Source organism: Phytohabitans aurantiacus, assembly GCF_027923225.1.
GTDB lineage: Bacteria > Actinomycetota > Actinomycetes > Mycobacteriales > Micromonosporaceae > Phytohabitans > Phytohabitans aurantiacus.
The window spans coordinates 2501-5289 of record NZ_BSDI01000111.1 but is presented as its reverse complement, the minus strand read 5'-3'; the positions used below and the strand labels follow the sequence as shown (position 1 = coordinate 5289).

Annotated in this window: 2 rRNA genes (1 of these 2 cut by a window edge); both read right to left on the bottom strand. The window is 56.9% G+C overall.

Annotated features, from left to right (window positions below):
* Positions 1 to 5 precede the first annotated feature (5 nt).
* A 5S ribosomal RNA gene (rrf, locus tag QMG73_RS45860) occupies positions 6 to 122 on the bottom strand.
* A 55-nt stretch (positions 123 to 177) separates the two neighbouring features.
* A 23S ribosomal RNA gene (locus QMG73_RS45855) occupies positions 178 to 2789 on the bottom strand (it continues 506 nt past the right edge of the window).

Genomic DNA, 2789 nt, shown 5'->3' with positions numbered 1-2789 from the left:
AAGATGTCCGGCGGTGTCCTACTCTCCCACACCCTCCCGAGTGCAGTACCATCGGCGCTGGAAGGCTTAGCTTCCGGGTTCGGAATGTTACCGGGCGTTTCCCTTCCGCCATGACCGCCGTAACTCTGTGAACCGGTTGTTGGTTCAGATTCGCATAGTGGACGCGTAGCAGCTTTGTAGGTCAAGTCCTCGGCCTATTAGTACCAGTCAACTCACACCCGTTACCGGGCTTCCATCTCTGGCCTATCAACCCAGTCATCTAGCTGGGGGCCTTAACCCATATAGGGTGGGACACCTCATCTTGAAGCAGGCTTCCCGCTTAGATGCTTTCAGCGGTTATCCCTCCCGAACGTAGCCAACCAGCCGTGCCCCTGGCGGGACAACTGGCACACCAGAGGTTCGTCCGTCCCGGTCCTCTCGTACTAGGGACAGCCCTTCTCAAGTATCCTACGCGCGCGGCGGATAGGGACCGAACTGTCTCACGACGTTCTAAACCCAGCTCGCGTACCGCTTTAATGGGCGAACAGCCCAACCCTTGGGACCTGCTACAGCCCCAGGATGCGACGAGCCGACATCGAGGTGCCAAACCATCCCGTCGATATGGACTCTTGGGGAAGATCAGCCTGTTATCCCCGGGGTACCTTTTATCCGTTGAGCGACACCGCTTCCACACGCAAGTGCCGGATCACTAGTCCCGACTTTCGTCCCTGCTCGACCCGTCAGTCTCACAGTCAAGCTCCCTTGTGCACTTACACTCAACACCTGATTGCCAACCAGGCTGAGGGAACCTTTGGGCGCCTCCGTTACCCTTTAGGAGGCAACCGCCCCAGTTAAACTACCCACCAGACACTGTCCCCAACCCCGATCAGGGGCCCGGGTTAGATACCCAAATCCAACAGAGTGGTATTTCAACAATGACTCCACCAACACTGGCGTGCCAGCTTCACAGTCTCCCACCTATCCTACACAATCGAACTCGGATACCAATGTCAAGCTATAGTAAAGGTCCCGGGGTCTTTCCGTCCTGCCGCGCGTAACGAGCATCTTTACTCGTAATGCAATTTCGCCGGGCCTGTGGTTGAGACAGTGGGGAAGTCGTTACGCCATTCGTGCAGGTCGGAACTTACCCGACAAGGAATTTCGCTACCTTAGGATGGTTATAGTTACCACCGCCGTTTACTGGCGCTTAAGTTCTCAGCTTCGCCCCGAAAGACTAACCGGTCCCCTTAACGTTCCAGCACCGGGCAGGCGTCAGTCCATATACAGCGTCTTACGACTTCGCATGGACCTGTGTTTTTAGTAAACAGTCGCTTCCCCCTGCTCTCTGCGGCCATACCACGCTCCACCCGCAAGGGGCTTCACGCGTCCGGCCCCCCTTCTCCCTAAGTTACGGGGGCAATTTGCCGAGTTCCTTAACCACAGTTCGCCCGATCGCCTCGGTATTCTCTACCTGACCACCTGTGTCGGTTTGGGGTACGGGCCGCTAAGAACTCGCTAGAGGCTTTTCTCGGCAGCATAGGATCACTGACTTCACCTGAATCGGCTCGGCATCACGTCTCAGCCTACATGCGCCACGGATTTGCCTATGGCACGGCCTACACGCTTACCCCGGCACAACCACCGGCCGGGCTCAGCTACCTTCCTGCGTCACCCCATCGCTTGACTACTACCACCCAGGTTCCCACGCACTAGCCAGTTCACCCGAAGGATCCCTATCAGCGGGCAGTTAGCACAAATGGGTTCATCATGGGCGTTCCTTCGCGGGTACGGGAATATCAACCCGTTGTCCATCGACTACGCCTCTCGGCCTCGCCTTAGGTCCCGACTCACCCAGGGCGGATTAACCTGGCCCTGGAACCCTTGGTCATCCGGCGGAAGGGTTTCTCACCCTTCTTTCGCTACTCATGCCTGCATTCTCACTCGTGCCGCGTCCACAGCTGGGTCACCCCGCTGCTTCACCCCCGGCACGACGCTCCCCTACCCATCCACACACCTGGATGCAATCCCGAAGAACCACACCAAGTAAAAATGTGAATGCCACAGCTTCGGCGGTGTACTTGAGCCCCGCTACATTGTCGGCGCGGAACCACTTGACCAGTGAGCTATTACGCACTCTTTAAAGGGTGGCTGCTTCTAAGCCAACCTCCTGGTTGTCTAAGCGACCCCACATCCTTTTCCACTTAGCACACGCTTAGGGGCCTTAGCTGGTGATCTGGGCTGTTTCCCTCTCGACTACGAAGCTTATCCCCCGCAGTCTCACTGCCGCGCTCTCACTTACCGGCATTCGGAGTTTGGCTGATTTCGGTAAGCTTGTAGGCCCCCTAGACCATCCAGTGCTCTACCTCCGGCAAGAAACACGCGACGCTGCACCTAAATGCATTTCGGGGAGAACCAGCTATCACGGAGTTTGATTGGCCTTTCACCCCTAACCACAGGTCATCCCCCAACTTTTCAACGTTGGTGGGTTCGGCCCTCCACGCGGTCTTACCCGCGCTTCAGCCTGCCCATGGCTAGATCACTCCGCTTCGGGTCTAGAGCACGCGACTAAACGCCCTATTCAGACTCGCTTTCGCTACGGCTACCCCACACAGGTTAACCTCGCCACATGCCACTAACTCGCAGGCTCATTCTTCAAAAGGCACGCCGTCACCTCGAACCAAAGGCTCTCAGCTCCGACGGATTGTAGGCGAACGGTTTCAGGTACTATTTCACTCCCCTCCCGGGGTACTTTTCACCATTCCCTCACGGTACTCGTCCGCTATCGGTCACCAGGTAGTATTCAGGCTTAC